Annotated in this window: 18 protein-coding genes; 11 read left to right on the forward strand and 7 right to left on the reverse strand. The window is 43.1% G+C overall.

The window, feature by feature from the left end; all coding sequences use genetic code 11:
* Positions 1-106: 106 nt before the first annotated feature.
* The gene (locus tag AAFN85_RS14315; RefSeq protein WP_347528109.1) at positions 107-2,812 is read left to right on the forward strand and encodes an ATP-binding protein; all 2,706 of its coding nucleotides are present in this window, start codon (positions 107-109) and stop codon (positions 2,810-2,812) included.
* Positions 2,813-3,408: 596 nt separating this feature from the next.
* Here AAFN85_RS14315 and pyk read toward each other — a convergent pair.
* Both pyk and AAFN85_RS14325 read right to left on the reverse strand, forming a co-directional pair.
* Positions 3,409-4,848, reverse strand: a complete 1,440-nt coding sequence (gene pyk / locus AAFN85_RS14320) for a pyruvate kinase (protein ID WP_347528111.1) — start codon at positions 4,846-4,848, stop codon at positions 3,409-3,411.
* A gap of 66 nt (positions 4,849-4,914) precedes the next feature.
* Complete coding sequence (locus AAFN85_RS14325) at positions 4,915-5,334, reverse strand: IPExxxVDY family protein (protein ID WP_347528113.1); 420 nt, start codon at positions 5,332-5,334, stop codon at positions 4,915-4,917.
* A 155-nt stretch (positions 5,335-5,489) separates the two neighbouring features.
* Here AAFN85_RS14325 and AAFN85_RS14330 point away from each other — a divergent pair, with 155 nt between their 5' ends.
* From AAFN85_RS14330 to rnc, 3 genes are read left to right on the forward strand one after another with little or no spacing between them, the layout of a single operon-like run.
* Positions 5,490-5,726, forward strand: a complete 237-nt coding sequence (locus tag AAFN85_RS14330) for an acyl carrier protein (RefSeq protein ID WP_031266521.1) — start codon at positions 5,490-5,492, stop codon at positions 5,724-5,726.
* 20 nt (positions 5,727-5,746) lie between these two features.
* On the forward strand, positions 5,747-7,000 hold the full coding sequence (fabF, locus tag AAFN85_RS14335; protein WP_347528116.1) for a beta-ketoacyl-ACP synthase II: 1,254 nt from the start codon (positions 5,747-5,749) through the stop codon (positions 6,998-7,000).
* Between the two features lie 10 nt (positions 7,001-7,010).
* A complete protein-coding gene (rnc, locus tag AAFN85_RS14340) occupies positions 7,011-7,736 on the forward strand; it encodes a ribonuclease III (protein WP_347528117.1) in 726 nt (241 codons plus the stop codon).
* A gap of 385 nt (positions 7,737-8,121) precedes the next feature.
* On the opposite strand, the gene AAFN85_RS14345 is transcribed toward rnc, so the two are convergent.
* Entirely contained in the window at positions 8,122-9,684 is a 1,563-nt protein-coding gene (locus AAFN85_RS14345) for a family 10 glycosylhydrolase (RefSeq protein WP_347528118.1), read from the reverse strand.
* A 340-nt stretch (positions 9,685-10,024) separates the two neighbouring features.
* On the opposite strand from AAFN85_RS14345, the gene AAFN85_RS14350 reads away from it, so the two are divergent.
* From AAFN85_RS14350 to AAFN85_RS14360, 3 genes are all read left to right on the forward strand, one after another.
* A complete protein-coding gene (locus AAFN85_RS14350) occupies positions 10,025-10,939 on the forward strand; it encodes a hypothetical protein (protein ID WP_347528119.1) in 915 nt (304 codons plus the stop codon).
* A gap of 444 nt (positions 10,940-11,383) precedes the next feature.
* Complete coding sequence (locus AAFN85_RS14355; RefSeq protein WP_347528120.1) at positions 11,384-14,722, forward strand: vitamin B12-dependent ribonucleotide reductase; 3,339 nt, start codon at positions 11,384-11,386, stop codon at positions 14,720-14,722.
* 168 nt (positions 14,723-14,890) lie between these two features.
* Positions 14,891-15,679, forward strand: a complete 789-nt coding sequence (locus AAFN85_RS14360; protein WP_347528121.1) for a DUF1835 domain-containing protein — start codon at positions 14,891-14,893, stop codon at positions 15,677-15,679.
* A gap of 113 nt (positions 15,680-15,792) precedes the next feature.
* On the opposite strand, the gene AAFN85_RS14365 is transcribed toward AAFN85_RS14360, so the two are convergent.
* On the reverse strand, positions 15,793-16,593 hold the full coding sequence (locus tag AAFN85_RS14365; protein ID WP_347528122.1) for a hypothetical protein: 801 nt from the start codon (positions 16,591-16,593) through the stop codon (positions 15,793-15,795).
* 233 nt (positions 16,594-16,826) lie between these two features.
* Between AAFN85_RS14365 and AAFN85_RS14370 the strand changes: the two genes are divergently transcribed.
* The 4 genes from AAFN85_RS14370 (at position 16,827) to nadD (ending at position 19,408) form a co-directional block, all read left to right on the forward strand.
* Entirely contained in the window at positions 16,827-17,702 is an 876-nt protein-coding gene (locus AAFN85_RS14370) for a YicC/YloC family endoribonuclease (protein WP_347528123.1), read from the forward strand.
* Positions 17,703-17,793: 91 nt separating this feature from the next.
* Positions 17,794-18,366, forward strand: coding sequence for a guanylate kinase (gene gmk / locus AAFN85_RS14375; protein WP_347528124.1), 573 nt, complete (start codon positions 17,794-17,796; stop codon positions 18,364-18,366).
* Between the two features lie 34 nt (positions 18,367-18,400).
* Positions 18,401-18,772 (forward strand): four helix bundle protein, encoded by a 372-nt coding sequence (locus tag AAFN85_RS14380; protein WP_347528125.1) that lies wholly within the window; start codon positions 18,401-18,403, stop codon positions 18,770-18,772.
* Positions 18,773-18,835: 63 nt separating this feature from the next.
* A complete protein-coding gene (gene nadD / locus AAFN85_RS14385; RefSeq protein WP_347528126.1) occupies positions 18,836-19,408 on the forward strand; it encodes a nicotinate (nicotinamide) nucleotide adenylyltransferase in 573 nt (190 codons plus the stop codon).
* An 8-nt stretch (positions 19,409-19,416) separates the two neighbouring features.
* Here the strand turns inward: nadD and AAFN85_RS14390 are convergent, their stop codons facing one another.
* The 3 genes from AAFN85_RS14390 to AAFN85_RS14400 are packed head-to-tail and all read right to left on the reverse strand — an operon-like array spanning position 19,417 to position 21,506.
* The gene (locus AAFN85_RS14390) at positions 19,417-20,283 is read right to left on the reverse strand and encodes a hypothetical protein (RefSeq protein WP_347528127.1); all 867 of its coding nucleotides are present in this window, start codon (positions 20,281-20,283) and stop codon (positions 19,417-19,419) included.
* Positions 20,284-20,293: 10 nt separating this feature from the next.
* On the reverse strand, positions 20,294-20,953 hold the full coding sequence (locus AAFN85_RS14395; RefSeq protein WP_347528129.1) for a hypothetical protein: 660 nt from the start codon (positions 20,951-20,953) through the stop codon (positions 20,294-20,296).
* A gap of 46 nt (positions 20,954-20,999) precedes the next feature.
* Complete coding sequence (locus AAFN85_RS14400; RefSeq protein ID WP_347528130.1) at positions 21,000-21,506, reverse strand: nuclear transport factor 2 family protein; 507 nt, start codon at positions 21,504-21,506, stop codon at positions 21,000-21,002.
* Positions 21,507-21,556: the final 50 nt, after the last annotated feature.

The raw sequence follows: 21,556 nt of genomic DNA on the forward strand, positions 1-21,556 counted from the left end.
AAAAAGGATCATTTTGTGCTGTGTTTTTATATGCTGCCTTTTTACGGCCCTTGCGCAAAAAACAAATAAAACAGTAAAAGAACCTGTGCTTAAAAAGCTAAGGGGGATGAAAAGCCAGGATTCGGCGGCTATGCTTGCCAAAAAACTGATTGATTCGGCACGGAAAAATAACGATGTCGCCTTTGAAGCAAGGGTATTGCTGGCTCAATCATACCAGGCCTACGGGATAGGAAACGAGCATGATGCTTTAACATTTGGTCGTGAGGCTACCAAATTGGCTACCCCGGTCGATTCGCTTACCTACGAAAAATCGCCCATTATGGTGGCTTACATGCTAAGCCGTGAAGCCAAAACTGTAGAAGCGCTAAACATCGCCTTTAAAATATTGAAGGAATGCGATAGCCGCGGATGGAAAGGTTTAAGTATTGACTGCCGGGCATGTATTGCCGATATCTATCGTTCTATTGATAATCCTAAACAAGCCTTGCCTTATGCCGAGCAGGCAGCTAAAGATGCCGATGCCTTGAAAGATACCGCGGCTTATGTTTTCGCACTGAGCAATGTATCAAACATCCTTTCGGAAAGGAGCATGTCTACCCCGGTTAATCTTAAAAGGGCTACGGAACTGATGGAGCAGGTATTGGATCAAAAATACAGGCATTATTTGTCGGATTACAGCGTAGCCCGTTACCAGGGCAACCTTGGACGTTTGTATATCATGACCGACCAGGATGCTAAAGCCGAAGATATCCTGAACCAATCGTTAGTAATAGCCCGCAAAGGCGATTTCAAAACCCTCGAAAAACATAACCTTAACGAGTTGATGACCATGTATGTTGATCATAATCAATTTAAAAAGGCTATTCAATATGGTGAACAGGCTGTTGCTATCCAGCCCGAAGCGCAAAGCAATATCACCATACAAAAAAACATCTACAACCATTTAACCGATGCTTACGAAGGTTTGGGTGATTATAAAAATGCCCTCAAGTATAACAACTTATACCGCCGACTTAACGACAGCATTAACGCCCTCGATAAAGTACGCGATGCCGATGAGCTGGATAAAAAGTACCGTGCTGATAAACGTGTGCTAATAGCAGATAACCAAACCAAGCTGGTTGAAGTGCAGCGCGATTTTTTGATAGCGTTGGCAGTTATCATAATAATTGCATCAATTGTTGCTTACCGTTGGTTTACAATAAAAAAGCGGCGGGAGGCCCAGCTATTGGCCGAACAGCATTTTCAGCTTGAAAAACTGGATGCGCTGAAATCGCGCTTTTTTGCCAACATTAGTCATGAGTTGCGTACGCCTTTAACGTTGATCATGGGGCCTGCCGATCAGTTATTAGCCATTAACAACCAAGATGGTGAACAACGCAATATGTTGCTTAACATATCGCGAAATAGTAAAAAGCTTTTGAATATCGTTAACGAACTGCTTGATCTGGGCAAGCTTGAATCGGGAAATATCGCGCTTAGGCTAAAGCCAGTTGCTCTTTCGTCGTTTATCAAAACACTTTACCAGGCATTTGCCTCGGCGGCAGAGTATAAGGAGATCAATTACCGTTTACTAAATTCGATAGAGCCTACACTTTTCGCATCGCTTGATCAGGAAAAGTTTGAGAAGATAGTTAACAACCTGATAGGTAACGCGCTAAAATTTACCCCTTACGCCGGTATTATTACGGTTACCGCCATTGCCAAAGCAAATTTGATTGAGCTTAGCGTAGCCAACACCGGCAAAGGCATCCACCCGGATGATATGCCCAATATTTTTGATCGTTACTACCAGGGCAAAGCCGAAGAAACACCACTTGAAGGCGGAACAGGTATAGGTCTGGCCCTGGCCCGTGAATTTACCGAACTGATGGGTGGCCATATTATAGTTGATAACAATTGGGGGAAGGGCGCTATATTTAAAATAAGTATTCCACTTATTATTGCTCAGGCACAGGAAGCCGAAAACATGGATACCTGGCAAGTACCAGCACCTTCAATTATTGATATTCCATTAAATGAGAACGCGCCATTGGTAATGCTGGTAGAAGATCATCATGAAATGGCTGTCTATATTGCCGGGATACTGAAACCTCATTATAATATAGTTATAGCCAATAATGGCCGGGAGGCGTTAAAAAAATTCAATGAATTACAGGCACTCCCCAGCCTGGTTGTATCGGATGTGATGATGCCCGAGATGGATGGCTTTACCTTGCTCGAAATTTTAAAGCAAAGCCAGGTTTACTGTAACATCCCGGTGATTATGCTTACCGCCCTTGCAGACCAGCGGCATAAGCTAAAAGCCCTGCATACCGGTGTTGACGATTACCTCACTAAGCCGTTTTTAAGCACTGAGTTGCTTGCCCGTGTGGCAAACCTGATAGGCAACGCGCTTGGTCGTGCTAAAATTGATAAGGCTGAAGAAGAGGAGGTGAATACCATTGATGTGGAAATAACTGAAACTCCGGAACCGGAGATCAATCCTTCACCGGCCGATATGGCCTGGCTTTCGGAGTTAGAGGCCGTAGTACGTAAACACACCGGTAAAACCGATCTTAATCTTGCCGGTTTGGGTTATGAATTAAACATTAGCGAGCGCCAGCTATTTCGCCGTATTAAAACTATTACCGGCCTTACCCCCAATAAGTATATCCGTGCCATCCGCCTGCAAATTGCCCGCGAGGCTATCGAGAGCGGCAAGTACCGCACCATTGCCGAGGTATCCTACGCGGCGGGTTTTGATACCCCATCGTACTTCAGTAAACTGTTTAAAGAGCAGTATGGCAGGGACGTAAACGACTTGCTTTAAAACTTAAGCCCGCTTACTTCAGCGATCTGATTTTTTTCTTTTTAGGCTAAAATGGCTGCTTTGTTAGGTTAAATGGCGGTTATGTTAAGCTAAATGGCAGTTTTGTTAATTTATTTTCAGGCAGTTTTGTAGCATACAATCCCCCTGAAAATGACCATTATTTATAACGACGACAAACCCACGGAGCGATCCAGCCGTAGCAATAGTGTCCCAACTATAGGGAAAACTGATGAAGCTGCCTGCCCCAAATGCAATAATAAATTTTGCGATAGGATAAAGCGAGGAGGTTTTGTGAAAACCTTTTTGCCATGGTTATCTTTAAAACGCTATTACTGCGCCAAATGTCAAAATCGTTTTTATAAACGTGTCAATAACTAACAAAGTCAATGTTTTTTTTAATTAGGATAACAATAAGATCGGCTAACCCCTCAACCTAAACCTATCTCAAGCCGATTTTTATTGTGCATTGCCGGCCCGCTTACCTTGCGGCCGGCTTTGTTGTTTTTATTGGTTATTAACTAAAATATACCCCAACAAAAAAGCCCGCCAGTTACCCGGCGAGCCTTCTTCATTAAAAGTAAGATCTTTATTAAACCTTATTCAATAACACTTAATTTAAGTGTATTGGTTTTGCCTTTTTTGGTGATGGGCGTAGCGGCAGTATTAACAACTACATCACCGGTTTTAATTAAACCTTCGGCTTTTAGCAGGTTGTTAACATCGGCAATAGTTTGGTCGGTACTTTCTAACTGATCGTAATAGAATGATCTTACACCCCAAACAAGGCTAAGCGCGTTTAACAGCTGTTTATTTGATGTAAAGATATAAGTGCTGGCTTTTGGCCTGTGGCTCGAAATTTCGAAGGCAGTGTAGCCGGTGGTGGTCATTGATACGATACCTGCCGCGTTGCTTTGCTCAGCAATGTGTACTGCCGATTCGCAAAGGGCATTGCTCAGGAAGTTTGGAGATGCCGGATCTTTAACGATAGCCTCTTTAGGCGCGTTGAACGGATAACCAAGCTCTTCAACGTTACGAACAATTTTAGCCATAGTTTCGATAACAATAACCGGGAACTCACCAACAGATGTTTCACCGCTTAGCATCACCGCGTCGGCACCATCAAGTACTGAGTTGGCAACGTCATTCACCTCCGCACGGGTTGGGCGTGGGGTAGTGATCATTGACTCCAGCATCTGGGTAGCAACAATTACCGGTTTTGAAGCAGCGCGACATTTACGGGCAATCATTTTTTGCAGCAATGGCACTTCTTCAAGTGGCATTTCAACACCCAGGTCACCACGGGCAACCATCACACCATCTGTTGCGGCAACAATGGCATCAATATTTTCAATAGCCTCTGGTTTTTCAACTTTGGCAATAACTTTAGCTGCCGAGCCATGGCGGGCAATGATACGTTTAAGGTCGATGATATCTTCGCCGGTACGTACAAATGATAAACCTATCCATTCAACATCCTGTTGAAGGGCAAATTCAAGATTGATCAAATCCTCTTCGGTTAAGCTTGGGATAGATACTTTAGTATTTGGCAGGTTAACACCTTTACGTGATGTTAAGATACCACCATGTACAACCTCGCAGATAACTGTATCGGCACGGTTGGTTTCAATAACTTTTAATTGAAGCTTACCATCATCAAGCAAAATGATTTCGTTTGCCTGTACATCCTGAGGGAAGGTTGGGTAAGTGATGTAGATCTGCTCATCGTTACCAATACACTCATGTGTAGTGATTTTGATTTGAGTTCCGTTTACCAGGTGAATGCCGCCGTCTTTTACAAGGCCGATACGGATTTTTGGGCCTTGCAAATCGGCAAGGATGCCCACGTTGGTTTTGTATTGCTCGTTAATTTCGCGGATAAGATCGATCACTACTTTATGATCTTGGGGTTTACCGTGCGAAAAATTAAGACGGCAAATGTTAACACCGGCCTTGATCATCGCTAATAAAACATCCTTTTTAGCTGATGCCGGCCCCATGGTGGCAACAATTTTTGTACGATTATAGTATAGTTCCATATTATTCGGGTTAAAAACTGGAGGGTATTTATGAGTGTAAAATCAACGTGTATTTTAAATTCGGCGCTAAAATAACAGATTTTCCCGTGATTTTATTTTTTTTGGGTCAATCTTTACAGCAGCAACCACTTCAGGGATCTTATTGAGGGTTGATACAATCGTATCTAACTCATTATCATCTATATAATTGCGGATCATTAAAAAGTAGTCGGCGCTTTTTATTTCGGGCACCAGGTAACCGTCTGAGCCTTTGTTGCCTATAAAGTAGAAATCTGTTTCGGTGGTTTCCCAGCTGTAGCGGTATAAAGAGAATAAAACAGGCTCGCTGCCCTGGTAAATATCAACTTCCAGGTCATCAACTTTAACAAAATCAAAATTTAAGTATTTGTTGATAAGGTAGCAAATACGGTAATCTTTAAGTGAAGTAGTTACCGCGATGAGCACAAAATCAAAATCGATCTCAAACTTTAAAAATTTCCTGTTCAAAATCATTACTTTTACGCCGTCAAAATTACTAATACAAACCGTTTCAATAAAATTTTGTTTAGAGATTTATATTGTAAAAGTTTTTAGATTTGTTTATTGGCAGAATTTATTTTTCTTTGCACTGAATTTTTATTAATCATTAAACTATAAAGACTATGTCTGATATCGCTTCAAGAGTAAAAGCTATTATCGTAGAAAAACTGGGTGTTGACGAAAGTGAAGTTACACCAGAAGCGAGTTTCACCAATGATCTTGGTGCCGACTCGTTAGACACCGTGGAATTAATCATGGAGTTTGAAAAAGAATTTAACGTGGCTATTCCTGACGATCAGGCTGAAACTATTGGTACTGTAGGCCAGGCTGTTGCTTACCTTGAAAAAAACGTTAAATAAGAACTCCCTAACTGGATTAAATGGAGTTTAAAAGAGTTGTAGTAACCGGGCTTGGAGCACTTACTCCTATTGGTAATTCCGTTGCAGATTACTGGAACGGCCTGATCAATGGAGTAAGTGGCGCTGCCTTGATTAAAAGTTTTGATACCGAAAAGTTCAAAACTAAGTTCGCGTGTGAAGTGAAAGGCTTTGACGCGGATGGTTTTTTGGGACGTAAAGACGCCCGTAAATTGGATCCGTTTGTTCAATATGCGCTATTCTCAACCGAGGAAGCCGTAAAGGATGCCGGGTTAGATTTTTCGAAACTGGATACCAGCCGTATCGGCGTTATCTGGGGTTCGGGCATAGGCGGTTTAAAAACCTTCCTCGATGAGGTGATGGCTTTCGCAAAAGGCGATGGTTCTCCACGTTTTAACCCCTTCTTTATCCCTAAAATGATTGCCGACATAGCCCCCGGCCATATTTCTATTAAATATGGTTTGCGTGGCCCTAACTTCACTACCGTTTCGGCATGTGCTTCATCAAATAACTCATTGATTGATTCATTTAACTATATCCGTTTGGGTAAAGCTAATATGTTCATTAGTGGTGGTTCTGAAGCTATCATCAACGAAGCCGGTATTGGTGGTTTTAACGCTATGCACGCTTTATCAACCCGCAACGATGATCCGGCAACGGCATCGCGTCCGTTTGATCTGGACAGGGATGGTTTTGTTGCTGGCGAAGGTGCTGGTACTATCATTTTAGAAGAACTTGAACATGCTAAAGCCCGCGGCGCTAAAATATACGCCGAAATGGTGGGTGGCGGCATGAGCGCCGATGCTTACCACATGACAGCCCCTCACCCTGATGGTTTAGGTGCTGCATTTGTAATGCGCGCGGCCCTTGAAGATGCAAATTTAACACCTGCCGATATTGATTATGTGAACGTTCACGGCACATCAACCCCAATCGGTGATCCGCAGGAAGTAAAAGCAATACAGGATGTGTTTGGTGATGATATTTACCGTATTAACATTAGTTCAACCAAATCAATGACAGGTCACCTTTTAGGTGCTGCTGGTGCGGTTGAAGCTATTGCATCGATACTGGCGTTGAAAAACGGCATCATCCCTCCAACCATTAATCACTTTACTGATGATCCCGCTTTTGATCCTAAGATCAATTTCACTTTCAATACCGCTCAAAAACGCGATATTAATATAGTGCAAAGCAACGGATTTGGTTTTGGCGGACACAATGCTTCTGTAATATTTAAAAAGTACGAAGATTAATTGTGGTTTGATGCCTATCAGTCGGTTCTACAAGCTTTATATATCACCCAACAGAACGTATGTTAAAATCTTAAAGAATTTGCTCGGCTTCGTGCCGGGCAATTTGTCTTTATACCGAATGGCCTTTCGCCACAAATCGGTAGCGCAAAACATTAAGAAGGGGGTGAAAAACAGTAACGAGCGCTTAGAGTTTCTGGGCGATGCCGTGCTGGGCAGCGTTGTTGCCGAAGTGCTTTTTAAACTTTACCCTTATGAAGATGAGGGCTTTTTGACCGAACTCCGGTCAAAAATTGTAAGTCGCGTAAACCTTAACGCGCTTGGTAAAAAACTTGGTTTTGATAAACTGATCGAATATGATAACCGCATGCTTAACTCAAGCAGGCAAGGATCATTACTGGGCGACGCCTTTGAAGCCCTTATTGGTGCTGTTTACCTTGATAAAGGGTACGATTTTACCAAAAACTTCCTGATCAATCACATTATTAAACCCCATATTGATATCCACAAGCTGGAGCAAACGGAAACCAATTTCAAGAGCAAACTCATTGAATGGTGCCAGCGCCACGGCCGTGATATAACTTTCGAACTGATAACCAACCAGGATGGTGAAAGTACCAAACTATTTACCGTAGCAGCCAATGTTGACGGCGAAGTAATGGGATCAGGCAAGGAATTTAGCAAAAAGAATGCTGAGAAGCTGGCTGCTGAGAAAGCTTGCGAGGCGTTGGGGATATAATCTGAACCAGGATTGGGAATGGGCAGGATGTTATTGTCTGAACCGGAATTTATTGAATTTGAGGAATGAGCAGAGTGCTTGTCATATTCCATAATTCAAATAATTCATTTAATTCAGGCAAAAATCAGCGAAATCAACGCATCATTTCCCATCAACGGTCAAAAATCGGTGTAATCAAAATCAATCGGTGTAATCCCCCAAATAAATCCGAAATCGAACATCCGAATTCATATTCCATAAATTCGTTTAATTCGGGTTCAGGCAAAATCAGCGAAATCAACGCATCATTTCCCACCAACGGTCAGAATCGGTGTAATCAAAAATCAATCGGTGTAATCCCAAAAAATAAATCCGAAATCGAACATCCGAATTCCGAAATTAAAAATCACGGCACCGTAACCGCAATAGTAGGCGAGCGCTCGCTCTCATTCTTCATCCTATCCAGGGCCGTTACCACATAAAAGTAAGTCTTACCTTTTACTACGGTATTATCATCATACCCTAAAGCAGCATCGTACTTTATCTTCAGGATGTTTTTGGGGTTCTCTACATCTATCTTCTCACCATCATCAAAACGGTAAATCACATAGCCATAAACCGGCTCTTCGTCCTTTGCCTGTGTAGGGGTAAGCCATTTTAACGATACTGATTTGCCGATAGCTTTTGCGGTTACCTGTTGTGGAGTATTAGGCGGTATCGAATCGCGCCAAAGCATTACCGGCGGCAGGGCAGGGTATTGATAATAATTATCACGGAGCGAATCTGTAAAGCCCAACGGGTTATTGGTAAGCGAGCTTGAACTAAAGTAAACGCTACCCTGTACCCTCGGATTATCGCGGATCAATTGAATTTGCTGCGGCAATTGCGATGGGTTTTTAAATGCCAGCACTTTACGTTCATTAATGCGATATGCAGCCTGGCCTATATATAAATGCCTGCCATAGGTATTATCGCCCCACCAGCTTAGCAGTTTTTGAAAATCGGCGGCCCGGTTGCCTATCTGCCAGTACAATTGCGGATTGATATAATCTATCCAGCCTTCCTGCACCCATTTGCGGGTGTCGGCATAGTTTTCATAATAGGATGAGCCGCCATTGGTTTCCGAACCATCTGGATTTTGTGCTTTATTGGCCCAAATACCAAACGGACTGATACCGAATTTGATATTAGGATCGTGCGCGTGAACGCTATCGGCTATCATATGGATCAGCAGATCAACGTTGTGGCGGCGCCAATCTTTAATATTATCATAGCCTTCGCCATATTGCTTAAAAGTTTCTTCGTCGTTTATTTTTTGGCCGGCAATGGGGTATGGGTAAAAATAATCGTCCATGTGCACGCCATCTATGTCGTAGTTATCAACAACATCCAATATTACCTGTACAATATAATCACGCACCTCGGGTAGGCCGGGGTTAAAAGTTTTGATGCCGCCGTAGGTAAAAAACCATTCCGGCTTTATTTTAGTAATATGTTGCGGACTTAAAGCTGCAAAGTTACCATCAAAAGTTGCACGATAGGGGTTAAACCAGGCATGCAGTTCCATGCCGCGTTTGTGGGCTTCGGTGATGGCAAACTCCAAAGGGTCGTAAGCAGGTGTTGGTCCCTGACCTTGTTTCCCGGTTAAATATTTAGACCATGGTTCGCGGCTTTTGGCATAAAAAGCATCGGCAGCGGGCCTAACCTGCAGCATTACGGCGTTAATGCCTGTTTCCTGGTGCGAGTTAAGGATATTCAATAATTCCTGTTTTTGCTTATCCGATGGCGATTTAGAGTTGGTTGGCCAATCGATGTTAACTACAGTAGCTATCCATACCCCCCTAAATTCGCGCTTGGGTTGCATTTTAACATCAACCGGGGCGGGTACAAGCTCGGCAGGCTGAGCAGTTGCGCCAAGGCTGGCAAACAAGATCGTTATCAGGAGTATCAGGCGTTGGGATATATGCATCAAACAGATTTAAACGTAAAAGTTGCAAAGATATAAACTACTAACGTAGCAGGTTTATTATGAAGTATAAAAAACGAAGCTTTATTGTGTTTTAAACATATTGTAATTAATTTAGCTTTACACCTACACAATTAATGCAGTAAAATTTATTTAAAATCATATTTTTAGTGTTTCAACGTTCAATATGTTTGATCGCCAAAAATAAAAATGCCTGTATAAACCTACAGGAAAGCGGATTATATCAATTAACCGTTGATTTGATCCGAATTTTTTAAACACTATAGTAAAACTGTTGTTATTACACGGCTTACTATGCTAAAACTTAAAACATTTAATTGCTATGGAAAACCAATCTGGGCAACAACCTAAAAAGAACTCGAACGTTATTTATTTTTTGATCGTGGTTGTACTTGCTTTGTTAGGAACTGACGTGTACCTGTATTTGCAAAAAAACAACTCCGATAAAAAGATAGTTTACCAGCATGATGAGCAAACAAGGTTACAAACCGAACTCGACAGCCTCGAATCGCAGGTAGAGCAGGTAACTGCCGGCAAAACCAAAATGACGGCCGAGCTTACCGCTAAAAACGATTCATTAAAATCGACCATTAAGGTATTAAGGGCGAAACTTGCTAAAGGGAAACTTACAGCGCAGGAGCTGGCCAAAGTGCAGGAAGATGTTAAACAACTCCGCTATTTTGTAACCAATTACACTGCGCAGATCGATGAGCTTAAAAAGCAAAACACGTCGCTAACTTCTGAACGGGATACGTTGAAAACCAACCTCGCAACGGTATCTAAAAAGGTGGATACGCTCTCCAAACAAAACGAAGATCTTGGTGCTAAGGTAAAAGTGGCGCAGGCACTTAAGCTGGCCACATCAGATGTGGTGGCCTATAAAATAAAAGGCAGCGGCAAAGAAGTTGACGTTACCCGTGCAAGCCCGGCTAAAAAATTGAAGATCAACTTTACCGTAGCAAGCAACACTTTAGCTACCAAAGCCCTGCACGATATCTACGTACGTGTAATTGACCCAACAGGCAACCTGATCACTGCACCAGATTCGGGCACGTTCAGCGCCGACGGTCAGGACTTACAGTTCACCTACAAAACATCAATTGATTTTAAAGACGATGGCTCACAATACACCATCGACTGGATCAACCCAACCCTGCCATTCCAAAAAGGAACCTATACTATTATGCTTTATGCTGATGGCGGCACTATGGGTAAAACCAGCATTACGCTGAAATAATATTTAAGCAGCTTTGAAAAGCTGTGTTTTAATCCCGGTAGCATTGTGTTGCCGGGATTTTTTTATAAAATAACCGTCATGCTGAACTTGTTTCAGTAACCCACTCGCTAAGCAACCATGCTAAGCAAAGCGGCTACCTATCCTGTGGGATGCCGATCCGCTAACCAGCGGATGGCACGACGCTTTTAGGGAATCCCCGTCATGTTAAAAAACATTCCCTAATCTCTAATATCGCATCCACCACTTTTGAGTTATTAACACCATAATCCACTCAAAAACAGTCAAATTAAATCCCCCTAACTTAAGCAGAGGTCGTTTTTGCCAGCCCTGTGGAAAACTCCAACTGGTATGCTAATCAGCATACTAATAGCTTTGAGTTAAAACCCCTGAACCTTTTTTAGTGTTGCATCTACTCGTTAACTTTTATCATAATTTAGGAAAGCTATGGCTAAAAACATTACCAAAAAAGCCTCCGCAAGCGAAGGAAAGGGACTTAAAGCAGAACGCTATTTCAGCAAAGAAGGTACCAGCGTTTATGACCTGTTTAAATATGAAAAACGATCGTCGGTGATCCGTAACCCCTCGGGCGATGCCGTGTTTGAAATGAATGATGTTGAGGTTCCGGCTGGATGGTCGCAGGTGGCTACGGATATCCTCGCTCAAAAATATTTCCGTAAGGCGGGTGTACCGCAGGCCGATGGTTCAATCGGTTCGGAGAAGAGCGTTAAACAGGTTGCGCACCGTATGGCCAATTGCTGGAAAGATTGGGGAATGCGCTACGGCTACTTTGCCAGCCCTAAAGATGCCGAGATATTTTATGATGAAATAGTTTACACAATAGTTGGGCAGCTGGCAGCACCAAACTCGCCGCAGTGGTTCAATACCGGTTTACATACCTCATACGGCATTACCGGTAAACCGCAGGGACATTACTATGTAGATCCGATTACTGAGCAGTTAAGCAAATCAACTTCGGCTTACGAGCGCCCGCAACCACATGCCTGTTTCATTCTTTCTGTTGATGACGACCTCGTGAACGAAGGCGGCATTATGGACCTTTGGGTTCGTGAAGCCCGGATCTTCAAATACGGATCGGGCGTGGGTACTAATTTTTCGAAGATCCGCGGAGAGAGCGAAAAATTATCAGGCGGTGGTTATTCATCAGGCCTGATGTCGTTCCTGAAAATAGGTGATAGGGCAGCAGGGGCTATTAAATCGGGAGGTACAACACGCCGTGCGGCCAAAATGGTTTGCCTTGATCTCGACCACCCGGAAATAGAAGGTTTTGTAAACTGGAAAGTAGAGGAAGAGAAAAAAGTTGCCGCGCTGATCGCTGCTGGTTATTCGTCGGATTATGAGGGCGAGGCTTACCGCACGGTATCTGGCCAAAACTCCAATAACTCGGTGCGTATCCCTAATAGTTTTTTTACAGCTTTAAAAACCGGCTCGGCATGGAACCTGACCAGCCGCATGAGTGGTAAAGTTGTGAAATCAATTTCCTCGCAAAAACTTTGGGACGATATAGCTTTTGCAGCCTGGGCCTGTGCTGATCCGGGCGTTCAGTTTGACAGCACCATTAACGAATGGCATACCTGCCCCGAAGGTGGACGGATCAATGCATCAAACCCATGTTCGGAATACATGTTTTTGGATAACACGGCCTGTAACCTCGCCTCCATCAATCTTGCACATTTCTTTAACCCGCAAACCCGCGTGTTTGATGTTAAAGGTTTTGAGCATGCCTGCCGCATGTGGACAATTGTACTGGAGATTTCGGTATTGATGGCGCAATTTCCATCTAAAGAAGTAGCACAATTATCATATGATTACCGCACCCTTGGTTTAGGTTACGCCAACTTAGGCTCGGCGCTGATGGTAAGCGGCATTGCTTATGATAGTGATCAAGCCCGTGCCATTGGCGGCGCCATTACAGCTATCATGACCGGTACGGCTTACGCCACCTCGGCCGAAATGGCCCGTGAGTTAGGTGCCTTTAGCCGATACAATGATAATAAAGAACACATGATGCGTGTAATGCGGAATCATCGCTATGCCGCCTATAACTCGACAGAGAACTTCGAAGGGTTAGAAATTGCCCCTCCGGGTATTGACCAGAAGATCTGCCCCGATTACCTGCTTTCGGCTGCATGCAATGCCTGGGATAAGGCTCTGGAAATGGGCGAAAAATATGGTTACCGCAACGCGCAAACCACCGTTATTGCCCCAACCGGAACTATCGGTTTAGTAATGGATTGCGACACCACCGGTATTGAACCCGATTTCGCGCTGGTGAAATTTAAAAAATTATCAGGTGGTGGTTATTTCAAGATCATTAACCAGGCCGTGCCCGAAGCCCTGAGTAATTTGGGTTACCATGAACATGAGGTTACATCCATAGTTAACTATGCCAAAGGTGCAGCTACCCTAAAAGGTGCTCCGCATATCAACATCGATACCCTTAAAGCCAAAGGTTTAACAGATGATGAGATAGAAAACGTAGAAAGGGGTTTGGTATCAGCGTTTGAGATCGGTTTCGCATTCAATGTTTGGTCATTAGGTGAGGAGTGTTTAAAACGATTGGGATTAACCGCGGAGCAATACAACGCGCCCGATTTTAACCTGTTAAAAGCTATCGGCTTTAACAAAAAACAAATTGCTGAGGCCAACGAGTACATCTGCGGTACCATGACCATTGAGGGTGCGCCATATCTAAAACAGGAACATTACCCAATTTTTGATTGTGCCAATAAATGCGGTGCCAAAGGCGAACGTTATATCCACGCCCATGGCCACATTAAAATGATGGCTGCCGCGCAGCCTTTCCTTTCGGGTGCTATTTCAAAAACTATCAACTTACCTAACGAAGCGCAGGTTGATGAAATTAAAGATTGCTACGAGCTATCATGGAAACTTGGCTTAAAAGCTAACGCGCTTTACCGCGATGGCTGTAAGTTATCGCAACCGCTTTCAACTAAATCCGACGTTAAAGAAGAAGCCGACGATAAATTAGATACCGTTGAAGAGGTATTAGGCGAAGCTGCCAACGTGAAACTGGCCGACCTTACCCCTGAGCAGGTAATTGAGGCAGCCATGGCTATTATGGAAAAATCGAAAGATACTGCCTTTATGCGCCAGCTATCGCGCGTGGTTGAAAAGAAAGCGCTACCCTACAAACGCCGTGGTTTTACACAGAAGGCTAACATTGGCGGGCAAAACGTATTTGTGCGCACCGGCGAATATGAGGATGGAACCCTGGGGGAGATCTTTGTGGATATGCATAAAGAAGGAGCTACGTTCCGCTCGTTGATGAACTGTTTTGCTATCGCTGTTTCGGTTGGCTTGCAGTATGGTGTTCCGTTGGAGGAATATGTAGAGAAATTCACCTTTACCCGTTTTGAACCTGCCGGTATGGTGATCGGCCATCCTAATATTAAAAGCGCTACCTCCATCATCGATTATATTTTCAGGATGCTGGGCTACGAGTATCAAAACCGTACCGACCTGGTGCATGTACTTACCGATAATAACGGTGTTTTAGGCAATCCGCAAATGGGTGATGAGGATTTTAATCCTGACGTAAGTAATGTTTATGAGCCATCATCTACCAATAATCAGGTATCTTTAGATAATGTTGGTAATATTCAAAGAAAAGGCCTATCTTTCGATGTCAGTATGGGCGTACAAAGCGATGCGCCAAGCTGCAATGTTTGCGGGCATACCACAGTACGATCAGGCACCTGTTATAAATGTCTGAACTGTGGCAATTCGATGGGCTGCTCGTGATCAATAGGGATTTTTTAACCAGTTATAAATAGTCAATTATGTGACAGCCCCGCCGCCCGGCGGGGCTTTTTTTGTTTATAGGGTCAATAAATTTTACTTATTGTCACAGCAAATCAAAAACTCCCCCTTCAGGGGCCAGGGGGGCATTATTTTCATAACTTAGCCTTCATGAACTCTATCCTACACATTTTAAATGGCGATGCCGCTTTAGATGGCTTTGAACAAACAGGCCTTGATGGTGATGTAATGGTTTGGCGCGAAGTGTTTTCGGAAGGCCCGTTGCAGGAAAATATTCTTTCGGGTAGTTTCTGGAGTGCCCGCCGCGATTGGATAGAGAGATCATTCGACGCGACTGACGATGATTATCAGCATAAAGTATTAGATGAGCTGGGGAAACTGAACAGCCAGTATAAAGAGATCAACCTTTGGTTTGAGTTTGATCTGCATTGCCAGGTAAACTTGTTAGGTGTGTTGGAAATGCTCTCGTTAAAAACAGATATGTCGGCCCCGGCTATTTATCTCATTTGCCTGGCCGATTGCGTGCAGTTTGAAAATAAAAAAGGCCTCGGCGAATTAAATGGCGAACAGTTTGAAGAATTATACGATGCCCGTGAACGCCTGAACGAATGGGAGCTTGGCCTTGCTGCCGATGCATGGAAATTGTATGTGAACAATGATACCGCCGGGCTGGAAAAATGGCTTAATGAAAACTCCTTTTGGGGCGGTGTGCCTTTGCTAAAACCGGCGTTAAAAGCGCATCTTAAACGCTTACAGGTTAATGCCGATGGTTTAAGCTATATTGAACAAAGGCTGCTTGATATTTATAACGGCGGCGCTAAAAACAAAATAGATATTTATAAAGCCTTCTGGCAAAGCGAAGCCATCTTCGGCATGGGCGATTCGGAGATCGATCTTTATTTGGATAAATTGAAGGAGAAGGGGTTGGTCAGTTTGTAAGGCAAGGTTATAAAGCCGTCATTGCGAGGTACGAAGCAATCGCGAACTTTACAGGGCGGACCTGCTTACGTGCGATTGCTTCGTACCTCGCAATGACGTGATAATTTTGTTCCCTACTGCGTCGGCTTCCTAAACGTTACCGGCCCGTCACCAAGTTTTATCGTCGTATCTGTCTGAATAAAGGTTGGGCTGTTCAGGCTTTCAAGTTTGTCTTTATCCTTGTTGTTTTTATAGTAATTGTAAGCTTTCAGCGTTTGCTTAACCAGATCATATTGTGTCCAGCCCTTAATATCCTGGTAAGTTGGCGTATAGTAATTCATGAATTTGCGTGCCAGGGTATCGGTAGCAAGCCCGGTGTATTGTTTAACAAAGGGGATGTTATAGCGCTTGTTAACTTCAGCCTGCTCCAGCTCGCTTTTGGCATCGCGGGCAAAGCGGCGCGCCCGGCTTGGAGTGGTGCCAAAAAGCTCGTAAATGCCCTGTAAGGGGTTTGTAAGCATCGACAATACAGGTGGTTTACCGCTGTAGTAACTGCCTTGCTTTTTATATTCGTTCATCACCTCATTCAGTTCCTGGCGTTTGGTTTGGCCTACAATTTTAACCTCATCCAATTTAATAATGGGTTGCATATACACCGGCATATCGCTATTGTTTAGCACCACTACTTTTTGTGGGGTATATTCTTCTTTAGTAAAAAGCAGGGTATCGCCTACGCGGGTTTTAATGGTAAACCAGCCAACATCATCGCTCAGCATCAATACTTTGGTATTGAGATCTTTTATCAACACCTGACCAATACGGTCGGGCGAGCTTTTTTTAGAGATAATACCCTTCAGGGTAAACTCCTGTGCCGAAGCGCTGATGGTAAAAAGGCATAAAAAGCCAATGATATGCAGGTAAAAACGATTATGCATCAGTGATAATTGAACGTAAATATATGAACAGTATTTTATACCAATTGTGAAAAAGTGTTAAAGCGCGCGTTTGCGCGCTGGTGATTAGAGGTTGGAGGTTAGAGATTAGTTTTTGGCGGACAATCAGTAAGAAAATTAAAGCTTCTCAAATCCGAAATCGAACGTCCGAAATCCGAAATTATCCTAACCTCTAACCTCCAACTAACTAATCTCTAAAAACACTATCTTTGCGCATGATAAAATCCATGACAGGGTATGGAATTGCCAGTTTTGATACCGGCAGTACAAAATATACCGTAGAGGTTAAATCCCTGAACAGCAAATTTTTAGAGTTATCACTTCGTTTACCGAAAGTTTTCGCCGAAAAAGAGTTTCAGTTGCGTACCGATTGCAGCAAGCTTATTGAGCGCGGTAAGGTGAACTTATCCATCAATGTTGAGCAGGTTGGCCAAACTATAAAAGCCGCCGGTATCGACAATGAACTGCTAAAACACTACTACAACCAGCTTAAAAATGTAAGTGAAGAACTTGGCGAACCAACCGGAAACCTGTTGCAATTAGCATTGGGTTTGCCAGAGGTTGTTAAGTACGAAGAAGATAGCGTATCTGAAGATGAGTGGAAAGCTGTTGAAAAAACACTGCAACAGGCCATGGCCGCTTTCCAGGATTTCAGGACACAGGAGGGTAATGTGATAGAGCAGGATATGAAACAGCGTATCAGCACCATTACCAAAAACCTGGAACTTGTTGAGGTTGAAGAACCGAAACGCGTACCCCTGATCCGCGAGCGTTTGAATACCTTTTTGGCTGAAGCTGCCGGTCGCGAGGCTATTGATCAAAACCGTTTAGAGCAGGAATTGATCTATTATATAGATAAGCTTGATATCACCGAGGAGAAAGTAAGGCTTAAAGCCCATTGCGAATATTTTATCGAAACCCTTAAAAATGCTGATGCCAATGGCAAAAAGCTGGGCTTTATTTCGCAGGAGATCGGTCGTGAGATCAACACGCTCGGCTCAAAAGCTAACGATGCCAACATCCAGAAACTGGTGGTAGGCATGAAAGAAGAGCTTGAAAAAATTAAAGAACAACTTTTAAACGTATTATAGTATCGGTCATTAGTCATCAGGTCATTGAGTCATTTTTTTAAAAGACGTTCAATGATCTAATGACGCAATGACTCAATGACCATTAACAAGAATGTCCAAAGAAGGTAAACTCATCATATTTTCGGCACCATCGGGCGCTGGTAAAACCACTATAGTACACCACTTGCTGGGAAAAGTTCCTACGCTCGAATTTTCCATTTCGGCCACCACGCGCGAGCGCCGCGGCGATGAAGTGCATGAGGAAGATTATTATTTTATCAGTAAAGAGGAGTTTTTGCACCGGATAGCAAAAAAGCAATTTGTTGAGTTTGAGGAGGTTTACACCGGTACTTTTTACGGTACACTGCGTACCGAAATTGAACGCATTTGGGCAAAAGGCAAAACTGTAATATTTGATATTGATGTTGAGGGTGGTATGCACCTTAAACGCAAATACGGAGAGCAGGCCCTGGCTATCTTTGTTCAGCCGCCATCATTAGAGGTTTTAATTGAAAGATTGACCGGCCGCGGCACGGATAGCGAAGAAAAACTGAAGGAACGCTTTGCAAAAGCCGAAAAAGAGCTTAAATACGCGCCACAGTTTGATATTATCCTGAAAAATTACGATCTTGAAACGGCTTGCAAAGAAGCTGAGGAATTAGTGAGCGCGTTTATAGCAAAATAGTTTGCAGTTTTCTGTTGGCAGTTTGCAGTAATTCATGGGAACTTATAAAGACTTATTGCTGTACAAAAAAAGTTTTAGCCTTGCCATGGAGATTTATCTTGTTACCAAGAAATTTCCGAAGGAAGAAACGTTTTCGCTAACAGATCAAATCCGAAGATCTTCGCGATCTGCAAACATCTGCACTATTGAAGCTTATCGTAAGCGTCGTTTTCCAAATCACTTCATAAGTAAATTAACTGATGTTGATATGGAAAACAGCGAAACACAAGGTTGGCTCGAATTTTCTTTAGCCTGTGATTATATTTCGAAAGAGGTTTACGATAAATTATACTCACTTTCTGACGAAGTAGGACGTATCACTCAATATATGATCGATAATCCCGGAAAATTCGGTGCCGGACAATAACTAACCCTGCGAAAGGTTGCCACCAACCAACTGCAAACTGCTGACTGACAACTGCAAACTGATATGAAGATAGGCTTATTGTTTGGTTCGTTTAATCCTATACACATAGGGCATTTAATTATTGCTAACTACATGGCAAACCATACCACGCTTGATAAAGTGTGGCTGGTGGTGTCGCCCCAAAATCCGCTAAAAAAATATGGCGACCTCATCAACACCTACGATAGGTTGGAGATGGCCCGCCTGGCTACTGATAATGCCAGCAATATCAGCGTAAGCGATGTTGAACTGAAACTGCCGCAACCATCATACACTATAGATACCCTTGCTCACCTAAAAGAAAAATATCCCGAGCATGAGTTCGCCCTCATTATGGGGTCTGATAACCTGGGTACTTTGCATAAGTGGAAAAACTATAAGCTTATTTTGCGCGATTACCGCATCTACGTATATCCACGCCCTGGTTATGAAAACGCCGAACTGGCCGATCATCCATCGGTTACCATCACCATGACACCGCAAATGGAACTTTCGGCAACATTCATTCGTAAGTCCATCGCCGAAAAAAAGAACGTGCAGTACTTTGTTCCGGATGCTGTGCTGAAGTTTATTGAGAGTAAGAGCTTATATAAGTAAAAGCGGCTTTATTCCTTTTTGGTGCGCTGCTCGTGATCGTTCGTTATTTTTTTCCAGGCTTCGGTAGTTAATATCAGTAGCGAATCTTTTTTACAGTCCCATATCGATATGTAATCTTTCGATATCACCATACACTGGTTCCATGTAGTGAATTTTTCGTACAGCATTAAGGTGCAAATGTCTGTAACTGTCATGAACTCATCGTATTCGGGCAGGTGCGAGTGCATCGCAGCAGCTTGATTTTTTGTGCTATCGCCGGTAGTGTTGGTAAAATAGGCAGGAATAAGACTTTTATGTAGTTTACTAACTTTGGTAACGTTGTTGTTTTTGTCAAGATCCAATAAATAATCATTGCCAAATAAAACCACTCCGTTAACCTGCGGACCAGTTAATACATAAACTTTTTTAACACCGTTATGAATAAGGGGAACCGGATTAAGGGCTGAATTTTTATAAACCTTAAAGGTGGTGTCTTTAGTCATTCGTATCTGTGCCGCATGTTTTAATTCATACAATTCGCGCTCGGCAGGTGTAAAAGCGCGGCTGGTGGTATCAAGTTGGTAATTGTCTTTATTAAAATCGGCCCCAAATGAAATAGTTGCAAGCACCTTTGGTGATTCCTCACGTGTGTAAAATACGTTATTACGGCCGTTGGGTGTTTCATAAGATATAAAGCCGCCAGATAAGGGCTGCTTGTCTTTACATTTTGCGATAAAAATATCGCTACCATACCACGAGGCCCACTCAGATCTATAAAGGGCTTTCCCTTCGTTTTCTATTTTGCTTTCAATTTCTCTTAAATCTTTTTTCTGGGCAAAAGCAAATTGTGCTCCGGCTAATAAAGCGAGCAGCAACAGGAAAAGTTTTCGGTTCATTTTTATTGGTTTAGGTGGTTGCGTTAAATATTTTATAAATAATGGCGAGGGTTGTGGTCGCTATCGAAATATATAATATGATCCTCCCTTGTTTCCGGTCGCTTTCCAGGTATTCATAAACCCGTTCGCCACTGGGGAGTGTTTTTTTGTATGATGAAAGGTGCCAGCCAATAAACATGCCGAATACTCCCCCTGCTAACGCGCAGATATATCCAATTACTATCCAGGTGGTTTGAGATGCTTCGGGCTTTTTTAATTCAATTTCACGCTGTTTATTAATGTTGGCAATGGCTTCATCGCTTACATCTACACCGCGTTCGGCAAGTAGTTTTCGGGCAAGCTCGTAATCAAACGTACTCCATTCATCTGCCTTTTCCAATATCTCCTTCAGTTCGACATCTGTAAACGAATAGAGGTAGTAATCTTTGTCAATATGGGCTATGTCGTTAGCTTCGCTGGCTTTCAACAATTCTGTAGCGCGGGTAAAATCATCCGGACTGATCTTTACTACATATTCGGTAGCAAGTTCTTTACTGGCCCCAAAGGTTGGATCGAAAGAAAATGCCCCTTCTTCAGTTCGGTATTCGATGTCGTTTTCTTCAAGCAGGTCGGTTAGCGCCCAGGCCAGCGCGGCATCATTAAATTTTTTAAATGTGATAAATTCAGGCATATAGGTTTTGCTGTTGGTACAGCCGTATTTTTAGTTTAAATGGAAGTTATATCCCGCTGCGCGGAACCCAGGCCTGGCTTTTTATTAGCCATTTGCCGCTTACCACACGCAGTACAAATGAAAACGCGCCCTGTTCCTCAAAATGCTCGCCGTTTACAGTGCCGGTATATTCAACCGGGGCCACCAGGTAAACGATCTCTTCGGTTTGCTGAAAAGTTTTGATGCGCTGTAACTCCACCTTAAAATCTTTGATCTTAAAATCTTTCACAGCTTTTTCAACCGAGTTGATCCACTGAACACCTGCCAATTGGCCATTCCACGAAAAAGGTGGCTGCTCATCGGCCACAACAGCATTGGGCGCATACAGATCAGATACTTCGCTGATATTGAAAGTACCCGATGCTTTGATCACCTTTTCGATGATCTGCTTAACCTCGGGTTTTAGCTTGGCAACAGTATCTGCCGGAAAAAAAGATTTAGCCGTGGCTTGCTGTGAAGTTAAGCCAACAATAAGCATGCAGAGGCATATCAGGGGTAATAAATGCTTTTTCATGATCATGTTTAATCCGTGTTCCGGGCCATTATTTAAGGCTGTTCAATATA

This window comes from Mucilaginibacter sp. CAU 1740, from assembly GCF_039839285.1.
In the GTDB taxonomy this organism is placed as follows: Bacteria; Bacteroidota; Bacteroidia; order Sphingobacteriales; family Sphingobacteriaceae; genus Mucilaginibacter.